This window comes from Chryseobacterium sp. CBTAP 102, assembly GCF_003201365.1.
In the GTDB taxonomy this organism is placed as follows: domain Bacteria; phylum Bacteroidota; class Bacteroidia; order Flavobacteriales; family Weeksellaceae; genus Chryseobacterium; species Chryseobacterium candidae.
This window is the reverse complement of sequence record NZ_QICX01000004.1, coordinates 287,064-307,000: the sequence shown is the minus strand read 5'-3', so window position 1 is coordinate 307,000 and position 19,937 is coordinate 287,064. Positions and strand designations below refer to the sequence as shown.

Below are 19,937 nucleotides of genomic sequence, written 5' to 3'. Positions count from 1 at the left end.
ATAGCAGAAGCAGCCATGGCTGAATTTAATAGGCTTTTCAGCCTGGCACCGGGTATGTTTCTGCGGGTATTTCAAGGGAAGAGGCTGTTCTTATAAGACAGCCTCTTTTGATATTTTGTGAATAGTTTATTTTAAAGTAAACTTCACTTTCGTTTTAATGGCATCGGAAGAATTTCCGATCAGCGCTTCAAAGTCTCCCGGTTCAGCTACCCAATCGTGTTTTTGAGCATCAAAATAGCTTAAAGCCGTTTTATCAATGGTAAAAGTCACTTCTTTCTGTTCTCCCGGATTCAGGTACACTTTTTCAAAACCTTTCAGCTCTTTTGCAGGGCGGGGAACAGAGGATTTTAAATCGCTGATATAAAGCTGCGCCACTTCAGCACCTGCTTTTTTACCTGTATTTTTAACGGTTACTGTAAATGTGATTTTACCATCCTGTGAAATAGTAGTCTGGTCGGCTTTCGCTTTTCCGAATTCAAAAGTGGTATAGCTCAGGCCATGTCCGAAACTGAACAGAGGTTTTATCTTTTTAGTATCATGCCAGCGGTATCCTACAAAAATGCTTTCATTGTAGGTAATATTGATAGGATTTTTCTGATCTTTTCCTTTTCCTGCCGCCAGTTCATCTTTCTGTCCCGGATATTCTCCAAGCTGATGTGCTGAATTGTCTTCAAGTTTTACAGGGAATGTAAACGGAAGTTTTCCTGATGGGTTGGCATCTCCTGCTAAAATTGCAGCAATTGAATTTCCGGCTTCAGAACCCAGATACCAGGCCTGTACAACCGTTGGAACCTCTTTAATCCATGGCATGGCTACAGCATTTCCGGAAACTAAAACTACAGCAAGATTTTTATTTGCCTTTGCAAGAGCAGTAATCACCTGATCCTGACTGTATGGAAGCCCATAGCTTTTTCTGTCGTTTCCTTCACTGTCCTGGAAGTCTGCTTTATTCAGGCCGCCTACAAAAATGACATAATCTGATTTTTGGGCCAGTTCTACGGCTTCATTCAGTAATTCAGTTTCAGATCGTGTATCTTTTAAGTCCTGGCCGGATTTTACACCGTTATATTCTCCTCCGATATCCCCTACATAGCCTCTTGCATACTCTACATCTGCCTGTTTTCCAAATCTGGATTTGATTCCGTCAAGAGGAAGGGTTTCATATTTCACTTTTAAAGATGAAGAACCTCCGCCTACAGTCATTATTTTGATAGCATTTTCTCCGATAACGGCTATTTTTTTAGCCTTATTAATATCAATTGGAAGAATATTTCCCTGATTTTTTAATAAAACGATTCCTTCTTCTCCAATTTCTTTGGCTACAGCTTTATGCTCTTCAGAAGCGATATTCCCGAAAGGTTTGTTGCGGTTCATCGTCGTTTTATAGGCAAGACGAAGCAGTCTTGTTACCTTGTCATCCAATTCTTTGGTGCCTACTTTCCCTGCTTTAATCAGATCAAGATAAGGTTTTGCCAGATAATAGTTGTCATAGGCATTTTTAGTTCCTGCAGAAAGTCCGTTGGTCCATGATCCGAATTCCAGATCAAGCCCGTTATGAATGGCCTGTTCAGTATTGTTGACAGCTCCCCAGTCTGAGACTACAACCCCTTTATAATTCCATTCCTTCTTTAAAATATCATTTAAAAGATACTGATTCTGGCTGGCATACTGGCCTTTGTACATATCATAAGCACCCATAATGGTCCAGGAATCACCCTCTGTTACTGCGGCTTTGAAGGGAGGAAGGTAGATTTCATAAAGCGCTCTGTCATCCACATTCACATTGCTTGTATGACGGAACATTTCCTGATTGTTCAGGGCAAAATGTTTTACAGAAGTTGCCACTCCGTTGGATTGTACCCCTTTGATATAAGGAACCACCATTTTTGAAGTCAGATAAGGATCTTCACCCATGTATTCGAAATTTCTTCCGTTTAACGGAGTTCTGTAAATATTGACTCCAGGTCCAAGAAGAATATCTTTTTTTCTGTAACGGGCTTCTTCACCCAAAGCTTTCCCATAGTTCCATGACATTTTTTTGTTCCAGGTGGCAGATAAAGCAGTCAGGGCAGGGTAGGCGATAATAGAGTCGTTGGTCCATCCCGCCTGATCCCATTCGTCCCACATTACTTCGGGGCGAACTCCGTGAGGTCCATCTGTTGTCCAGAATTCCGGAATTCCCAATCTTGGTACACCCGGCGAACTGAATTTCGATTGTGCATGAAGCATGGCTACTTTTTCTTCCAGGGTCATTCTTGATAATGCATCCTGAATACGCTGTTCTACAGGTTTGGATTCATCCAGATATACAGGGATGGTAGTATTAGTCTGAGCCATATAAGAAGCAGAAATAAAAGTGAATAAACTTATAATGACGGTTTTCTTTAACATAATGCCTTTCTGTTTGATTAAAAGCAAAAATAAAGAAAATTTCTTTATTATCTCAAATTGAGAAAATAAAATTTTAGCGAATAAAAAACTGCCTGCTTATTTACAGACAGCTCATTATTAAATATTTTATTTGTAATGACGAAAAAAATAAAGAGAAGCATACGAGTGAAAAGCAATACTATGAATCCCGGATCCACTCTCACAACTCTAATACTCTCAAACCCTCTCACTCATCAATCCCAGCCCCTCACAGCCCCTCCTTTGAAGATTTCTTTAGCTTTCTTTTCTACTTCGGGAGACTGATAGGCTTTTACAAAGTTTTTTACTTTCTGGCTGTTTTTATTATCCTGTCTGGCCACTACTAGATTGACATATGGAGAGTCTTTATCTTCAACAAGGATACCTTGTTTCTCCTGATCAAGGCCGGCCTGAGCGGCAAAATTATTATTAATCACTCCCACAACAACATCTCTGTCATCCAGCACTCGTGGAATCTGAGCACCTTCAATCTCCATGATTTTCAGTTGTTTCGGGTTTTCTGTAATATCGGTTACTTTGGGCAGAAGTCCGACACCATCTTTTAATTTTAAAAGACCGCTTTTCTGCAAAAGAAGTAAGGAACGTCCTCCGTTGGTAGGATCATTCGGTATAACGATAGTGTTGCCTTCCTGTAACTGGCTGATATTAGTAATTTTTTTTGAATAAGCTACAATAGGATAAACAAATGTATTCCCCACTGGCACAAGGTTGTAACCTCTCTGCTTTGACTGTTCTGTTAAATATGGAATATGCTGAAAGGCATTGGCATCAATATCTCCGTTAGTCAGTGCTTCATTGGGAACTACATAATCATTGAAAGGGATAAGTTCCACTTCCAGATTGTATTTTTCTTTAGCTACTTTTTTGGCCACTTCGGCAATCTCCTGTTCCGGACCATACGTAATGCCTACGCGGATAAAGTTCGGGTCATCTTTTCTTCCCGAGCACGCACTGAACAGCAATATTCCTGCAGCCAGTAAACCAAAAAACTTTATTTTTTTCATTCTATTTTTTTATTTTAAATGCTATTGAGGTAAAAGATGGATGAACTCTCATACACTCAAACCCTCAAACCCTCAAACTCTCCAACCCTCCAACTCAAAACTACCTGTGATCAAATCTTTTTGATAATCTGTCACCCATAAACTGGATCATGAAAACCAAAAGAACCAGAAGAATCAGAACGGTATTCATAATGACAATGTCATACCCGATATATCCGTATTGGTAACCTACCTGTCCAAGTCCTCCTGCGCCTACAGCACCACCCATTGCAGAGTACCCTACAAGAGTAATCAAAGTGATAGTAGCATTGTTGATTAATGAAGGAAGTGCCTCAGGCAGCAATACTTTTCTGATGATCTGTAACGGAGAAGCTCCCAAAGCTCTTGCTGTTTCTATAAGACCGTGAGGAACTTCAATAAGGCTGTTCTCCACCAGTCTTGCAATAAAAGGTGCTGCTCCCACACTTAGCGGAACTAATGCGGCATTCACACCTATAGAAGTTCCTGCCAAAATTCTGGTGAAAGGAATCATCCATACAATGAGAATAATGAAGGGAATGGCACGGAAAATATTAACCAGAATAGATAGTCCCCTATGGTAGACTGCATTTTCCAGCAGCTGTCCTTTTCTGGTTAAAAACAGCATAATCCCAACCGGAAGTCCCAATACAAATCCAAAAAATCCGGATAAAAATGTCATATAAACCGTTTCCCAGGTTCCTTTTGCCAAAAGGGCAATTACCGTATCACTAAGCATATCCTTTTACTGTATTTTGAATTTTATTTTGGTTGAAATAATAGATCGCCTGCTGGTTTTCTTCCGCTTCACCCTGAAGCTGCAAAAGCAGTTTACCGAAATTGGAATTTCCAAAATATTCTACATCTGCTTTTAACAATTTATAAGGGATTTTATATTGGTTGTATAGCGTTGAAAGAATTTCTTCAACACTGATGTTTTCGTTAAGTTCTATTTCGATCAGCGGAAATAAATCTTCTTTAGGCTCTTTCTGAAGTCTGTTGATGAGTTCCTGCGGCAGGGTCATGATGTCTGAATTGATGAACTGGCGGATGATCGGGTTTTCTTTATCCGAAATAATCTCGCTTAAAGTTCCTTTTGTTAATAATTTTCCTTTGTCGATAACGGCCACATGGTTGCAGACCGCTTTGATGACTTCCATTTCGTGGGTAATTAAAAGAATGGTAATTCCCAGTCTCTGATTGATATCCCTTAAAAGCTGCAGGATAGACTGCGTTGTAGCAGGATCCAGTGCGCTGGTAGCTTCATCACAAAGTAAAAGGTGAGGATCGTTGGCTAAAGCCCTGGCAATAGCTACTCTTTGTTTCTGCCCTCCTGAAAGGCTTTTGGGATAATCATTGGCTTTGTCTTCAAGTCCTACAATCTTCAGGAGTTCATTTACTTTTCTGTTGATATCGTCCTTGCTGGTATGATCCAGTTCCAATGGAAGCGCTACATTATCAAAAACAGTTCTTGAAGAAAGAAGATTGAAATGCTGGAAGATCATTCCTATTTTTTTACGCTCCTCAGCCAGTTGTTTGGAGCTAAGTTTGGTGAAATCTTTTCCATTAATAATGATCTGTCCTTCATCCGGTCTCTCCAATAAATTGACCGTACGGATCAGCGTACTTTTTCCTGCACCTGAAAAACCGATAATTCCTACAATATCTCCTTTATCGATAGTAAGACTCACCTTATCCAGTGCCTTAAAAGACTGTTTTTTCTGGTGAAATGTTTTGGATATGTTTCTGATTTCTATCATTCTGATTTTATATACTTTTTAAATAGGCTGATAGGGTCTGCCTGCTTTGTTTAAAAATCTCTTTACTCTTCTGATTTTGACCTTGGACCGTTTTGAAAGTCTGAAATACTTGGTGACATTGGTTAGAAGTACTCCCAGCAATATAATAAATAAACCATACAGCTGACCTCCATTGATGCTTTGATTCGCAACAATCCAGCCTGCAATCACTGTTACAATAGGATTGATGTAGGTATGGGTGCTTACCAAGGCAGCGGGTTTTACGGACAGAAGCCAAATGTACGACAAATAAGCGATTATCGATCCAAAGAAGATCAAAAATAGAACCCCAAACCATGCCGATAACGGAACCGCAGAAACTGAAAAATCAGTCCATTCCTTTCGGAAAAAAGCAATCAGAAAAGAAGCTAATCCTGCTACTATAAGCTGTTGGGCAATATTCATAAACGTAGATTGGGAAGCAGGATTTTTCTTTGAATAGAGAGCTCCAAGTACCCAGGCAATGGAGCTTAATCCCAAAACTATAAACGCAGTAATACGCAGACTTCCGTCAGCAACTACATGAATATCAGAATTTATGCTGCCTTTTAAAAAGAGTACTAATCCTACAAATCCTATGACCAGTCCTATCGGAATAAATTTATCCGAAAAATAATACTTCCAGTTCTTTTTGTCGATCGCAATAAACCAGAATGGGCCGGTTGCAATAGAGATAGCCGCTTCTGAAGCCGTTACATATTGTTCTCCCCACGCAACAAGTCCGGTTCCTCCTGTAAGAATAAGAACTCCGATAACTGCATTTTTCTTCCAGTTGACCAGAGAATTTGCTTTTTCTCCTTTAGACAGAAGATATCCGATCATTAGAATTCCTGCAACCAGAAACCTTAATCCCGAAAGAATGAATGGCGGAAAACCTTTTAAGCCAAATGAAATAGCTAAAAAAGTAACTCCCCATATCACATAGATGTTTGTAAAAGCTAATGGAATCAACCATTTGTTTTTGGAATTATTCATTTTTATGTTTTTAATGTTGTTGTATTTAATAAGAAAAAGGCTCTACCACGTGGTAAAGCCTTTGAAAATATATCTAAATAAAAGTAAGGTCAACCACAGTGTTCTTCATGTACAGGCATACAGATATCCTTCATCATATTTTTGATGGTATATTTCTTTTTTGGATTATTCTTTAATTCTGCCTTCATTTTTTTTATTTCCTGAATACGTTTGCAAATATAGAATATAATTTTTATTAGTCTACTAAAAAAGTAGGTATTTTGAATATTAAATTATTGTTAATGATTTAAATTGTTGTTTTTCAGGTTATTGTATGTTTTTTTATTTTTAATTTTTTTTGGTGAAATATATTGTTTTTATGTCTTTTTGTTCCAGTTATATCAAAATTTCATTAAAACAGATGTTGTGAAAAAGTCAAAATATATTGAAATTTATGAGAATTATGTAATTGTGAAATGCCGGTAAAGGTGATTACAGAAACACAGGTGTTGCATTTATTAAACCAGTTAAATGCACAGGATTTCTGTTCAAAGTAATTCAGCATCAAAATTAAAAGAAATGAACGGTAGAATATTAGGCCTGTCATATTATTCCTGTTGCAGACAATGCTAGAATAAATTTAGATTTTCATACTAAAGTTTTAGGAGTAAGACAGGTAAAAAAAATCATAAATTTTGATGATCCGGGAACGTATCACTTTTATTTTGGAAATGAAAACGGAACACCGGGAACGATTCTTACTTTTTTCCATGGGAAGGAATAGGTAAAGGAATAAACGGAAGTGGTATGGTTATCCATATCGGATATTCATTACTGAAACTACGCTCGAACTTATCAACTCGAATCCCGAAATCCCGCCTTCTGTCTTAATAACCAATTAACAATTTCAATACATGGTTATGCGATATTTTCCATGTAAAAAAACAGAGGTTTCAATAGTATGAATTTTATCATGCAAGTGAAAATATAATGAAATATTGTTGGAGAAACCAGTATTTTTGAAGTACTTTTTGCATATAATAAAACACAAATTTAGAATTATTTCAGAAAGCCAAATCAATGGCTTTTTGTTTTTAAATAATAGAATCTTTATGAAAAAAACAATTATTTTTAGTGGATTATTCTTATCCATTCTTATCAATGCTCAGAAGAATAACGTTATGTTTAATCCTTTTTCCCTCGCTTTTGGAAAAATTCAGGTAGGGTATGAGCGACCTATTAATTCTAACATGACTTTAGGCTTAACTATCGGGGCAAAGATGTCATCAGGTGTTTTTAAAATCTCCGGGTTAAATACAAATGCAATCCAAACCGACGATTTTAATTATAAAGGTATTGAGCTGCAACCAGAATATAGATGGTATTTACAGAAAAATGTAAAAAATTACACCGGATTTTTCTTAGGAAGTTATTACAGATACCGGAATTACAATAACAAACTTGCTATTGTATATAGACCGAATTCAGCCGATGATTCTAAAAATTACAACCTTGAATCTGGTCTTATATCTCATACCTTAGGCTTTGAAGTAGGCTATAAGCTTCCTGTTTATAAAAATTTGTTTGTTGATTTTATAATAGCGGGACCAGGGGTGAGTTTTAATAAAGTTACCTTAGATACTTCTGGTGTAAACATCGAAGATCAGTTTTATACTGATTTGGCAGCTGCTATTAAAGAAAAATATAGTTTTGTAAATAATTTAAATCCAAACTTAAACTTCAAAAAAGACGGTAATTCAAACAGAAGTTCAAAAATTGTATTACCAGCTTTTAACTATGGAGTAAAAGTGGGGTATTCTTTTTAATTCTGGATTTGTAAAATACAGTAAAAAAAGCCATGGGAGGCAGCGTTAAGAATAATACATTAATCAAAAAGCTCTTCTCCTTATTAAAGAGGTTGGAAATTTACAGTACTACAGCGAATCTAAATAAAGTTATTCTTTTAAATTAAACAGGTTTAAGAGTAAAACATACCCGTATGTTTTCCAAAAACAACAATCCTATCTAACCATACTGCCGGATACAAAAAGTTTCCGGCATTTTTTTTTGCAGCAAAGTCATTTATTCAACCAGTTAAATGTGCAGGGCTTCCAGTCTCTCTAAATTTCTCTTGTTAAATAAGAACCAATAAAAATCTGGTATGGACAGAAAAGATTTTTTAAAGAAAGGATTATGGGGAACAGAAATGTTTTTAGCATCAGCTTCTCTGGCAGGCGCTATGAAAAATGACATTGATGATATCGAACCCCTTAGAACCGATCGGATACAATCATCTTTACAAGATAGAACCTAATTTACTCTATTTCAACTTTAAGGCTTCTACAATCAACTGAATTTGTAAAGTCAAAAAAAATCCCGATTTTTGCACTCCTTCAATAAACCCGAGTTCATGAAATTATGTATTGCCGAGAAACCCAGTGTTGCCAGAGATATCGCCAAAGTATTGGGCGCTACCACGCCTAAACAAGGCTATATGGAAGGAAACGGCTATTGTGTAACATGGACTTTCGGACACCTCTGCACCCTGAAAGAACCTCATGACTACGGTCCACAGTTCAAATCCTGGAATCTCTTTTCACTGCCGATTATTCCCAGCAGCTTCGGAATCAAGCTGATCCCGAATAAAGGAGTGGAAAATCAGTTTAAAGTGATTGAAAGATTGGTGGAAGAATGTGATGAGGTCATCAACTGCGGGGATGCCGGGCAGGAGGGAGAACTCATTCAGCGTTGGGTATTGCAGAAGGCAAAATGCAACAAACCTATCCAGCGTTTATGGATTTCTTCATTGACGGAAGATGCTATTAAAGAAGGATTTGCAAGTTTAAAACCTGCCGAAGATTATAAAAATCTATATCTGGCCGGAAATGCCAGAGCGATAGGAGACTGGTTATTAGGAATTAATGCTACCAGGCTTTTTACCAAGAAATTCGGGGGAAATAAAGCGGTTCTTTCCATTGGAAGAGTGCAGACTCCCACACTGGCCATGCTGGTTCAGCGTCAGAAAGAAATTGATGCTTTTACCACAGAAGAATACTGGGAGCTGAAGACCAAATACCGTGATGTCATTTTCAATGCAGCGATCGATCGTTTAAAAACATTGGAACGGGCAGAGAAAGGGCTGGAATATCTTAAAGTCAATCCATTTGAAATTGTTTCTTTCGAAATTAAAGAAGGAAAAGAAAAAAATCCACGACTTTTTGACCTTACCGGTCTCCAGGTGGAAGCCAATAAAAAATATGGATACTCAGCAGAAAATACGCTGAATTATGTGCAAAGTCTTTATGAAAAGAAACACGTAACCTATCCGCGTGTTGATACCACCTACTTATCCGATAGTTTATATCCGAAAATTGCAGGAATTCTTCAGAAAATGTATCCTTATCAGGATCTGATTGCTCCGTTGCTGGAAGCTCCGATTCCGAAATCGAAAGCGGTTTTCGACGATACAAAAGTAACCGATCACCATGCGATCATTCCTACGGAAATTCCACCTTCACAGAATCTGAGCAGGGAAGAAAAACTGATTTATGATCTGATTGCCAAACGTTTTATTGCTGTATTTTATCCGGAATGTAAAATTTCCAATACCCTGGTAGAAGGAAAAGTAGGAACCATTCCTTTCAAAACAAGCGGAAGACAGGTTCTTGAAGCAGGATGGAGAGCCGTTTATGCCAAAGAACCCAAAGAAGAAGCTACCGATAAGGAAAAAGAAAAAGAGGAGGAACAGACGATTCCTGAATTTATTGTAGGAGAAACCGGACCACACGATCCGATGATTCACCAGGGAAAAACCACACCTCCAAAACCTTATACAGAAGCAACCTTGCTGAGAGCCATGGAAACAGCCGGAAAGCAGGTTGAAGATGAAGAGCTTCGTGAAATGTTGAAAAACAACGGAATCGGAAGACCATCTACCCGTGCGAACATCATCGAGACCCTTTTCAAAAGAAAATACATCGAGAAAAAAAGGAAAAATCTCATCGCTACCCAAACCGGAATACAGCTGATCGATACCATCGAAGACGAGCTGTTAAAAAGCCCGGAACTCACCGGAGAATGGGAATCTAAACTTCGTAAAATTGAAAAAGGAGAGTATGAAGCCAATCTTTTCAAAGAAGAACTGATTCAGATGGTTACAGAACTGACTGAAAAAGTGGTGTACGGAAAAGGAAAAGTGATTACCCTTCAGGAAGAAGAAAAAGAAGAAGTGAAGGAAAAGAAAAAAAGAGAACCTGCCCAGAAAAAAGAACTTCAGTCCTGGGAAGAAACAAAATGTCCTAAATGTAAAGGACACAATCTGATCAAAGGAAAAACAGCGGTAGGCTGCTCTGATTTCAAAAACTGCGGCTTTAAAATCACCTTTGAAATTTTCGGTAAAAAATTATCAGATAAACAGCTCCTGGATCTCGTATTAAAAGGAAAAACCTCAAAACTAAAAGGTTTTTCTACCCATCCGGAAGCTATCACAGAAGGTGTTCTCACTTTAAATGATGATTTTCAGGTACAGCTTAGTTGATCAATTTCAAATCGACAATTCCATTCGGAAAAACAGTTAACGAGAATGATTAAGTGGAGAATACGGGATTCGAACCCGTGACCTTTTGACTGCCGGTCAAACGTGGTAAATCTTTGTATACGCTAGTTCTATTGGGAATGACAAGCTGTAGGGATAGACTAAGTGCTGTATTTGTCATTCCGCGGGTTGCAGTTTTATACTTTCTCTGAAAGAGTGGTTTACCGGAACAATCTCCTGTACCAGCCATCAACATCACTCCTAATCTCATCATGATGCCTGCATAAAATGACTGCCAGCTCCAGCTCAGACCTTTCAGGTTGATAAGGATTCAAAGTAAGAAATCCGAAGAAATTTCCATCCTGATCAACAATTGCCGGAGGATAAGAAGCATAAGCATTCCATGGAGAATATGCACCATATGTACTACCGTAGTTTCCATAGGTATTCCATATAGATTTTGAACCGAAGGTATTTCCGTAATCGCTAAACTTGTTCCAGATCGAATTTTTATCAAAATTATCACAGTTTAGGCATCCCAAATATTGATCATGATCTGCACCGCCATACAAATGCAGCGTTTGCGCATGAAAAATACAGCCAGCCAGAAAACTTAAAAACAGAAGTGCTTTTTTGATATCCATAGAAGTATTCCTTTATTACAAAGCTAACTCTTTGAACCGGAATTTTGATAAAGCAAAAATAATGAGTTTGCCTGCTCAAAAGTTCATGCCCTTAGAAATTTTTTACGCTTTAAATTCTTTACTCTTTAAATCAATCTTTAAATTTACATGCAAATTCAAAAAATAATGACTCCAGAGAAAAGAAAACTCATTACAGACAGCTTTGGCCGTTCAGAAACCCTGAAATTCTATCAGGCAGAACTGCTGGAAGCAGAAACTGATTTTATCTCCATGAAGATCCCTAAAATGGAAATGATGACCAGAAAAGCAGGAATGTTCAACGGCGCAATGATCGCCTCTTTGGTAGATGTTTCCTCTGGATATGCCGCTGTGAGCCATTATCCGGAAGACTGTTATGTAGTGACCGTTGAGCTGAAAGTGAATTACCTTCGCCCTGCAATGGGAGATGCATTGGTTTCAAAATCTTATGTTATCAAAGGTGGAGGAAAAATTGTTGTAGTGAGAACAGAAATTTATGTTCAGACCGAAGGTTCTGATTCAGAAAGTCATGTGGCCACCTCATTAGTCACCATGATGAAAATAAAATAAGAATTTAAGAAAAAAAAGATAGAATATTCCTTCAATAAAGGGTTTCAGAGAATTCTTTTTTCCGAAATGGAATGGCTTTTGCTCCACAAATCCCATAAACATTAAAAAATATCACAATGAACTTAATTATCCGACTATTTATCACAGCGATTGTCGCTTACCTTTTAACTAAAATTTTACCGGGAGTACAGTTTGAAGGATTTTCTTCAGCGATCATCTTTGCTATTGTACTTGGGGTTCTTAACATATTTGTAAAGCCTGTTTTAAGCCTGTTTGGCCTTCCGTTGACCATTCTTACCTTAGGATTCTTTGCTTTGGTAATTAATGCTGCAATTGTTCTTATTGCAGATTATTTCATAGACAGCATGGTAGTAGATGGATTCTGGTGGGCATTTATCTTCAGTATATTATTGTCAATTGTAACCTCTCTGGCAAACTCCATGTTCTCAGATGGAGAATAACGATCAGAAATAAATCCAATATAAAATATAAAGCCTGCTATTTTCAGCAGGCTTTTTTGTAGATAGAAACCGAATGCCGTTACTTGTTTTTATTTTCTCTTTTCAAACAGCCACTTGGGAATATCTTCAGTTGTTAAAAACGGGATGGTAATCGTATTATGATTAAGATTACCGTATGTGGTAAAAGTCAGATTTTTGTTTGAAACTAATTTTTTAAACAATTTGATACTTCCCGAATAGGGATTTTCATTGTCTTTTTCACCGTGAATGAGCCAGATATTTTTTTTATCCAGTTGTTTCAGATTTGAAAAATCAGGAACCGCTGCAATGGAAACAATAGCAGCAAATTTGTCAGGCTCTATGCTCATAAGATTTTGTGCTGTAGAAGCTCCCATAGAATATCCCACCAGATAAATTCTGTTTTTATCAATATTCCGGTATTCTTTTTCTACATTTTTTATCAGATCCCATAGGGCAAAGACATCATTTGATGGTTTTGAGACCAGATCATTATCCGTGTTGTTGTCATAAACTGAAGAACGCGTGCTGAATTGTGGGGCTATCACATAGCATTGGTACCTGTCATATATTTCCTCTCTCAGCCATATCTTAGCCAAAGGTTCAAGCTGGCTTTCATTATCGTTTCCAATTCTTGTGGAATTATGAAAAGTAATGACTAATGGAAACTTTTGATTTTTGTCATTATCCTTCGGAGTCAGGATTCTGTAGGGAATTTGTATATCATTCTTGATGAAAACCTTTTTCTGAAAATTATCTGTATTTAAGCTGTTTAAAAATTTCCTGGTAGTAACGAAAGTCAGGCTATCTACCTGTGTATCCAAAAATTCACTTTTCTGAGCAAGCACCGGATTTGAAGTGATAATGACGAGTAAAGTGATCAGGATTTGTTTTAAATTTCGGTTATTCATAGTGTTTTTATAGTTTTCCGGTTTATTTTTCCTTTCAAATATAAATATTTAACAATTTGTATAAAACAGCAATTTAAGCTGGAACGGGTTGCCAGATATAAATAGGAGTTGCTTTGGCATCTGTACTTGTTTATATTTCTTAACTATACATTTATTTTTAAGAATATAGAATAAAAATCTAAACTTAAATGTTAATTCTTTCGTGCGTTTTTATTTTAAATATTAACTTTGGCAATCTTTGAATGTAATAAAAGGATTTCGTGAAATTACTATGATTTCACAGATCCGTTAAAAATGAATATCAACATATGAAACTTAAGTACAGTCTGCTGGCTTTGGCAGCTCCGCTTTTAATGAATGCACAACAAGTAATGACGCCTGAAATTCTTTGGACTTTGAAAAAAGTGGGAGTACAGGCAGTTTCACCGGATCAGGCTTCTCTTATCTATAAAGTAGGACAGGTTGATCTGAAAACAGAGAAAACAAAAAACGAGAACTATTTTCTGAATGTTCTTAATCATCAGTCTTCTAAAATCGATTTCGGTAAAAAAGCACTTATTCAGTGGGATAAAAACGGAATTTATGCTCAGGAAGGTGATAAAATCTATCTTTCTAAAGATGCCGGAAAAACCTGGACAGAATTTTATACTATCGGGGAAGCTGATAATATTGTCATTTCTCCGGATGGGAAGAAAATTGCCTTCAGCAAGCAGGTGCTGGTAGAGAAAGTAATGGGGAAAGATAAATTCAGTGATACTCCCAAAACTACGGCTCAGGTTTATACGGACCTGAACCACAGACACTGGGATTATTTCAATGAAGGAAAATACAACCACGTATTTGTAGTGAGTACTTCGGATAAAGTAGAAGTTGCTAAAGATCTTCTGGAAGGTAAAACCTGGGATTCCCCGCAAAGACCTTTCGGTGGAGCTGAAGATTTTATCTGGAGCCCGGATTCTGCACAGCTTTTATATGTTACAAAACCTAAAAGTGGCAAAGAGTACGCTACCAGTACCAATACCGATATCTTTGCTTATGATCTGGCATCAGGTACTACCAAAAACCTTACAGAATCAAACAAAGGATATGATGTAAACCCAAAATTCAGCCCGGACGGAAAATCTTTAATCTGGCAGAGCATGGCCAGAGATGGATATGAAGCAGATAAAAATGATGTGAAAATTCTGGACTGGAAGTCAGGAAAGACGACTAATCTTACTTCAGGCTGGGATGAAAGCGTTTCAGGAGATGTGTTTTGGGGAGCAGATTCAAAAACAATCTACTTCACAGCGGCATTCAGAGGGACAAAACAGCTTTTTGCCCTGGATTCAAAATCAGCAAAAGTAGAGCAGATCACCAAAGGAGATTTTGACGTAAACGAAATCTTTACAGACAATAAAACTACACTTTTAGTAGGAAGAACAGACGTAAACCATGCCACAGAATTATTCTCTGTAAACGTTAAAAACGGAGAAATGAAGCAGGTTACTGAAGCCAACAAAGAAACTTATGCTAAGCTGGCTCAAGGGAAATCTGAACTTAAAATGGTGAAAACTTCAGACGGTAAAGAAATGGGAGTCTGGTTCCATTATCCACCGAACTTTGATCCGAACAAAAAATACCCTACTTTGGTATACTGCCAGGGCGGTCCGCAGTCTGCATTGACACAGTATTTCAGCACAAGGTGGAACTTTGCTTTGATGGCTGCCAACGGTTATATCGTAGTAGCTCCGAACAGAAGAGGTATGCCGGGCTGGGGAACAAAATGGAATGAAGAAATTTCAAGAGACTGGGGCGGACAGCCAATGAGGGATTATCTGGCAGCCACAGACTTTGCGAAAACTTTACCATACGTAGATGGAGACAGAGTAGCCGCTGTAGGAGCAAGTTACGGAGGATACAGCGTATTTATGCTGGCAGGAATCCATGAGAACAGATTCAAAACGTTCATCGCTCATGATGGTTTATTTGATATGAAATCATGGTATCTGACTACTGAAGAACTTTGGTTTGCCAACTGGGATATTGGTTCTCCATGGGAAAAGCCGCTTCCAAAAGCATACACAGAATTCAACCCAAGCAATTTTGTAGAAAAATGGAACAAACCCATCATGATTGTTCAGGGTGGAATTGATTTCCGTGTTCCTTACGAGCAGGGGCAGGAAGCTTTCCAGGCTGCAAAATTAAGAGGATTAAAATCTAAACTGGTGTACTTCCCGAACGAAAATCACTGGGTACTTCATCCGCAAAACGGATTAGTATGGCAGCGAGAATTCTTCGACTGGCTGAAGGAAACTTTATAAGACAAACAACAATTTATGATCAATAGAAACGGGCTTTAGCCCGTTTTTTTTATAATGAATAATCTGACTAACTTCCAGCCTCTCTCTTCCAGCTTCCCAATCTGTGAGCAATAAAATCAATATATTTGAATATGCAAAACCGTATTTCTTCATTTCCACCTCTTATTGATATCCAATCTGAAATTTTAATTTTAGGCTCAGTTCCCGGAGTAAAATCACTGGAAAAACAGCAATATTATGCTCATCCACAAAACAAATTCTGGAAAATCATTTTTGAATTGCTGAACGAAGAATTTACAGAGGATTATTCTCAAAGAATTGCAACAATAAAGAAACACCATATTGCCCTCTGGGATGTCATTGATTCCTGCGAGAGAAAAGGAAGTCTGGATTCTGAAATCAGAAACGAAGAAGCTAATCAAATTGAAGAATTGCTTGAAGAATATCCAAATGTCAAAGCCATTTTTTGCAATGGCGGAAAATCTTATAAAAACTTGCTGAAACTCTTGGGTAAAGAGTATAAACTGCCCATTTTTCTATTGCCTTCTACAAGTCCGCTTCATACCATTTCTTTTGAAAAAAAGCGGGAAGAATGGAAGAGAATTCTGGAGTTTTTGGTTTGAGAGTGAGTAGATAAAGTTAGATTCTTACCGGAATGACAAAATGTTCGGATAAATAAAGCGCTCTGTTTGTCATTCCGTAGGAATCTAAATATCATATGTAATCTTAGTACAAATGATAAGAATTTAAAAATCATTTACTTCCCAAGTATTCTCTTAATCCTTTCAACAGTTCCAGCTGGTTTTTGGTTCTGTCCAGATTGTGTTCAGGATGTGTGATAGAATAGTAGGTGCTTCCGTTAAGGTAATCCGTCAAAAAACGAAGTTCCTGAATGTAAATAGCGACCTGTGCTGCATAATCAAGATTCTCAGATTCTGTCTTAGTCAGTTTTTCTTTTAGATAAAATAAAAAGCCTTCTTTTACAACCTTATACATTTCAGGATTGAAATTGTTTTGGGCAGCTCCGTCATCTTCCTGTGTAGTATTGGTATAAGATTGGATCATTGTTCCAAAATCATATAAGATGGTAGAAATCATCATGGTATCCAGATCAATCACAGCCAGCGGCTTATGATTCTGATCAAAAAGAATATTACTGATTTTTACATCGGCATGAATAATTCTTTTAGGAATCTGATGGGTTTTCTCCATTTCGATCCATTGGTCAGGCAAAGACAGAAGCTGGTTGGTGATTTCTATTTCAGCTTTTGCATTTTCTTTTAATTGAGCTGGTGCATCTTTGAGTGCGTTTTTATAATCTGCAATCCTTTTCTCAAAATTGAGGAAATTGGGAAGAGAATCTTCAATGGCAGGCAGTTTTTCAGTATTTACAGTGTTCAGAAAATAACTGAAGGTTTTAGCAGCATCAAAAGCGGTCTGTAAAGATGGAGCAGTAAGAAAAGTAAGGCTGTTCTCTATAAAATTAAGCATACGCCAGGGCTCACCATTTATATCTTCTACCAGCAGCTTATTGGCCAGAGACGGAATAGACTCAATAATCTGAAAATGATAATTATTGGACTTCAGAACTTCATTAATTAATAAATGATTATTAACGACAACCTCCGGCTGTTTAAAAACATGATTGTTGATTTTCTGCAGAATAAACTTTTTCCCCTGATCTTTATCCTCCAGAAGATAAGTTGTATTGATTAATCCGTCATTAATAGGAGTGAGTTCATAATTATCCTTACCAATAAACTCAATAACAATATCATTTATTTCCATAAATCTTTCGGGTATCTGTGGTTGTTAGTCTCTGAAATCAGAAAATCTTGAATTTCTTTTTTATCATCAGCATAGGTAATTCCCATCCATTGGGATGTAGAGGCTTTCACTTTTACTTTTACTCTGTTTTCGTCTATCATTTTTTGTACTGCGGAAGGAATGTAAAATTCCTGATTGGAAAGCGGATCAGATTCAATGAAATCATAGAAATAGGCTTCCAGATAACAAAAAATATGAGGATGAAAAATAAAAAAGTTCATAGATACCAATGTTTCGGGATCTAATTTTATATTTTTTCCGTTGTCCACATAAATGATTGTACTATTGATTTTTTGGATAGACGTTTGTTCCTCTACTTTAACCAGGTAATTTCCGGCATCCAGGGTACATATTCCCCTCGCCACAGCACCGTTATCACTCAATGTTGTATCTACAGGGTAAGCAATCATCCCCAATTGTGTATCTGAAATATGATGATGATTAATTTCATGGGCAGCCAGTTGATAGGCTTCTTTTCCATAAAAATCATCCGCATTGATCATCACAAAATGTTCCTGTATTGAATATTTGGCGCAAAGTACGGCATGAGCAGTTCCCCATGGCTTCTCCCGATCAGGGTAATCAAAGCCTTCCAGTGAAATAGGAATAGTGTCTTTCTCCTGATATACCCAAAGCAATTCAAAATTTTTAGCTTTTGAAATGCTGTTGAGTCTTTCAATATAACTTTCAGGAATCAGTTTGTTCACAATAATAACTATTTTTTGAAAACCTGCTTCCAGAGCATCAAAGATAGAATACTCAAGAATCGGCGAACCGTTATCAAGTATTCCATCCACTTGCTTGAGACCTTTGTATCTGCTGCCTAATCCACCAGCTAATATGAGTAATGTTTTCTTAGAACTCATCAGTCATTCCAAATACAGGTTTACGGGTTTTCCATTTTCCGTTGGTGAAATCAGGAATATCAACAACCTGACCGCCTTTGGCAATAGACTCTTCACTCAGTGGCGTAATGGAATACCATAAAGCAAGGTCGTACACATCCATCGGGAATTCTATATTTCGTTTGATACATTCAATAAAAGTATTCATCACAAAGAAATCCATTCCGCCATGTCCGGCTCCTGCAGCGGTAGCTTCAAACTTCTTCCAAATCGGATGATCATATTCTTTCATCCATTTTTCAGTATTATCCCAACGGTGGGTATGGTTCATTGTTTTTTCAAAATAGATGTGTCCCTGGTTGAAATCTCCCCATCCGAAATCCTGCCACAATCCTTCAGTTCCCTGAACTCTGAAACCAAGATCATAAGGTCTCTGTAAACTTGTATCATGAGTAAGAAGAATGGTTTCTCCATTAGCACAGGCAATCTGTGTAGTGACAATATCTCCCTGGTTGAATTTTACTTTCGCACTCGGATGGTTTTCTCCGCCTTTTGGATGCTCAACAATATATTTATGAAGCCCTACAGATTTTGATGAGAATGAAGAAAGCCTTGTTAAACGGTTTCCTCTGTTGATATCCATCATCATGGCAACCGGTCCTAAGCCATGCGTAGGATAAAGTTCTCCGTTACGTTTTACATAATGTTCGGTTCTCCATTTAGCCTCACTGAATCCTTTTTCTCCAAATTCAGCACCGGAATTGTACGGAGTAACTCCGTCATTGAAAAGAACACCTCTCAGATCATGCTGATAACCGCCTCTTCCATGTACCAGTTCACCAAACATTCCTTTACGGACCATATTCAGGATGGCCATGATATCTCTTCGGTAGCACACATTTTCCATCATAAATATGGGAACTTTCGTTTCCTCATATACCTTTACAAATTCCCAGCAGTCCTGAAGCTTTATCGCTCCGGAAACTTCCATACCCACAATTTTTTTAGCGCGCATGGCTTCCACACCTTGTGTAAGATGCCATTCCCATGGAGTAGCAATAACAACAGCGTCTATTGTTTTTAATTTTAAAAGATTCCGATAGTCATATTCTCCGTTGGAAAACTCCTGAGCAGCAGGTTTATTATTGTCTTTTAATATTTTTTGAGACGCGGCAAGCATCCTTTTCTCCGGATCTGCAAACGCAACAATCTCTACATCATTTCGTTTTGCCAGTAATTTTACATGCTCCTGACCACGAAGGCCTACGCCGATAAAACCTACGCGGACTTTTTTATCTGTTTTAAAATCATTGGAATAAGCAAATAAGGAATTGGGTAAAACCAATGCCCCAAAGCTTGCTAAAGCAGCTGTCTTAAGAAAGTTTCTGCGGGAATTACTATCGTTCATCTATTTTTTTCTTAAATATATTAAAACTTTTGTAAATCCCCATAACGTGATGGATAATAGGAGAATGAATTGAGGGAGGCGGTTTGTAAGAATTTGAACGTTGTTGGATTTTAAAGTTGAACGCTTTTGGAGTTGTTGAATTATAGGTTATTAATTTTCACTATTTTGTTTATTTATGTTTTTTTTATCTGCA

17 protein-coding genes are annotated in these 19,937 nt (G+C 37.5%); 7 read left to right on the top strand and 10 right to left on the bottom strand.

Features of this window, described 5'->3' with window-relative positions; all coding sequences use genetic code 11:
* Positions 1–126: 126 nt before the first annotated feature.
* The 5 genes from C8D70_RS08205 to C8D70_RS08185 all read right to left on the bottom strand — a co-directional run bounded on the left by C8D70_RS08205 (position 127) and on the right by C8D70_RS08185 (position 6,226).
* A complete protein-coding gene (locus C8D70_RS08205) occupies positions 127–2,337 on the bottom strand; it encodes a glycoside hydrolase family 3 C-terminal domain-containing protein (RefSeq protein WP_410493708.1) in 2,211 nt (736 codons plus the stop codon).
* Between the two features lie 287 nt (positions 2,338–2,624).
* Entirely contained in the window at positions 2,625–3,434 is an 810-nt protein-coding gene (gene metQ, locus C8D70_RS08200) for a methionine ABC transporter substrate-binding lipoprotein MetQ (protein ID WP_076595568.1), read from the bottom strand.
* 100 nt (positions 3,435–3,534) lie between these two features.
* Complete coding sequence (gene metI, locus C8D70_RS08195; RefSeq protein WP_076595569.1) at positions 3,535–4,191, bottom strand: methionine ABC transporter permease MetI; 657 nt, start codon at positions 4,189–4,191, stop codon at positions 3,535–3,537.
* A complete protein-coding gene (locus C8D70_RS08190; protein WP_110366993.1) occupies positions 4,184–5,212 on the bottom strand; it encodes a methionine ABC transporter ATP-binding protein in 1,029 nt (342 codons plus the stop codon). Before C8D70_RS08190 ends, metI begins: the two co-directional genes overlap by 8 nt.
* An 18-nt stretch (positions 5,213–5,230) precedes the next feature.
* Positions 5,231–6,226 carry an EamA family transporter gene (locus C8D70_RS08185; protein ID WP_110366992.1) on the bottom strand — a complete coding sequence of 332 codons (996 nt, stop codon included), beginning with the start codon at positions 6,224–6,226 and terminating at the stop codon, positions 5,231–5,233.
* Positions 6,227–7,317: 1,091 nt separating this feature from the next.
* Between C8D70_RS08185 and C8D70_RS08175 the strand changes: the two genes are divergently transcribed.
* The 3 genes from C8D70_RS08175 to C8D70_RS08170 all read left to right on the top strand — a co-directional run bounded on the left by C8D70_RS08175 (position 7,318) and on the right by C8D70_RS08170 (position 10,742).
* Entirely contained in the window at positions 7,318–8,031 is a 714-nt protein-coding gene (locus C8D70_RS08175; RefSeq protein WP_076595572.1) for a DUF3575 domain-containing protein, read from the top strand.
* A gap of 335 nt (positions 8,032–8,366) precedes the next feature.
* Entirely contained in the window at positions 8,367–8,519 is a 153-nt protein-coding gene (locus tag C8D70_RS20785; RefSeq protein WP_168801976.1) for a hypothetical protein, read from the top strand.
* Positions 8,520–8,615: 96 nt separating this feature from the next.
* Positions 8,616–10,742, top strand: coding sequence for a type IA DNA topoisomerase (locus C8D70_RS08170; protein WP_110366991.1), 2,127 nt, complete (start codon positions 8,616–8,618; stop codon positions 10,740–10,742).
* 218 nt (positions 10,743–10,960) lie between these two features.
* Here C8D70_RS08170 and C8D70_RS08165 read toward each other — a convergent pair whose 3' ends face one another.
* Positions 10,961–11,383, bottom strand: coding sequence for a hypothetical protein (locus C8D70_RS08165; protein ID WP_083688804.1), 423 nt, complete (start codon positions 11,381–11,383; stop codon positions 10,961–10,963).
* Positions 11,384–11,548: 165 nt separating this feature from the next.
* On the opposite strand from C8D70_RS08165, the gene C8D70_RS08160 reads away from it, so the two are divergent.
* Together C8D70_RS08160 and C8D70_RS08155 are read left to right on the top strand one after the other, a co-directional pair.
* A complete protein-coding gene (locus C8D70_RS08160) occupies positions 11,549–11,971 on the top strand; it encodes a PaaI family thioesterase (RefSeq protein WP_110366990.1) in 423 nt (140 codons plus the stop codon).
* 116 nt (positions 11,972–12,087) lie between these two features.
* On the top strand, positions 12,088–12,432 hold the full coding sequence (locus tag C8D70_RS08155) for a phage holin family protein (RefSeq protein WP_076595577.1): 345 nt from the start codon (positions 12,088–12,090) through the stop codon (positions 12,430–12,432).
* Between the two features lie 89 nt (positions 12,433–12,521).
* Here the strand turns inward: C8D70_RS08155 and C8D70_RS08150 are convergent, their stop codons facing one another.
* The gene (locus tag C8D70_RS08150) at positions 12,522–13,361 is read right to left on the bottom strand and encodes an alpha/beta fold hydrolase (protein ID WP_110366989.1); all 840 of its coding nucleotides are present in this window, start codon (positions 13,359–13,361) and stop codon (positions 12,522–12,524) included.
* Between the two features lie 308 nt (positions 13,362–13,669).
* Here C8D70_RS08150 and C8D70_RS08145 point away from each other — a divergent pair, with 308 nt between their 5' ends.
* Both C8D70_RS08145 and C8D70_RS08140 read left to right on the top strand, forming a co-directional pair.
* Positions 13,670–15,664, top strand: a complete 1,995-nt coding sequence (locus tag C8D70_RS08145; RefSeq protein WP_110366988.1) for a S9 family peptidase — start codon at positions 13,670–13,672, stop codon at positions 15,662–15,664.
* Positions 15,665–15,795: 131 nt separating this feature from the next.
* A complete protein-coding gene (locus tag C8D70_RS08140) occupies positions 15,796–16,287 on the top strand; it encodes a DNA-deoxyinosine glycosylase (protein WP_110366987.1) in 492 nt (163 codons plus the stop codon).
* 130 nt (positions 16,288–16,417) lie between these two features.
* On the opposite strand, the gene C8D70_RS08135 is transcribed toward C8D70_RS08140, so the two are convergent.
* Genes C8D70_RS08135 through C8D70_RS08125 form a run of 3 tightly spaced genes read right to left on the bottom strand, consistent with a single transcriptional unit; the run spans position 16,418 to position 19,744 of the window.
* Positions 16,418–17,452, bottom strand: a complete 1,035-nt coding sequence (locus C8D70_RS08135) for a phosphotransferase enzyme family protein (RefSeq protein WP_110366986.1) — start codon at positions 17,450–17,452, stop codon at positions 16,418–16,420.
* The gene (locus C8D70_RS08130) at positions 17,443–18,357 is read right to left on the bottom strand and encodes a sugar phosphate nucleotidyltransferase (protein ID WP_110366985.1); all 915 of its coding nucleotides are present in this window, start codon (positions 18,355–18,357) and stop codon (positions 17,443–17,445) included. The genes C8D70_RS08135 and C8D70_RS08130 overlap by 10 nt, the downstream gene beginning before the upstream one ends.
* Positions 18,347–19,744, bottom strand: coding sequence for a Gfo/Idh/MocA family protein (locus C8D70_RS08125; RefSeq protein ID WP_076595582.1), 1,398 nt, complete (start codon positions 19,742–19,744; stop codon positions 18,347–18,349). Before C8D70_RS08125 ends, C8D70_RS08130 begins: the two co-directional genes overlap by 11 nt.
* Positions 19,745–19,937: the final 193 nt, after the last annotated feature.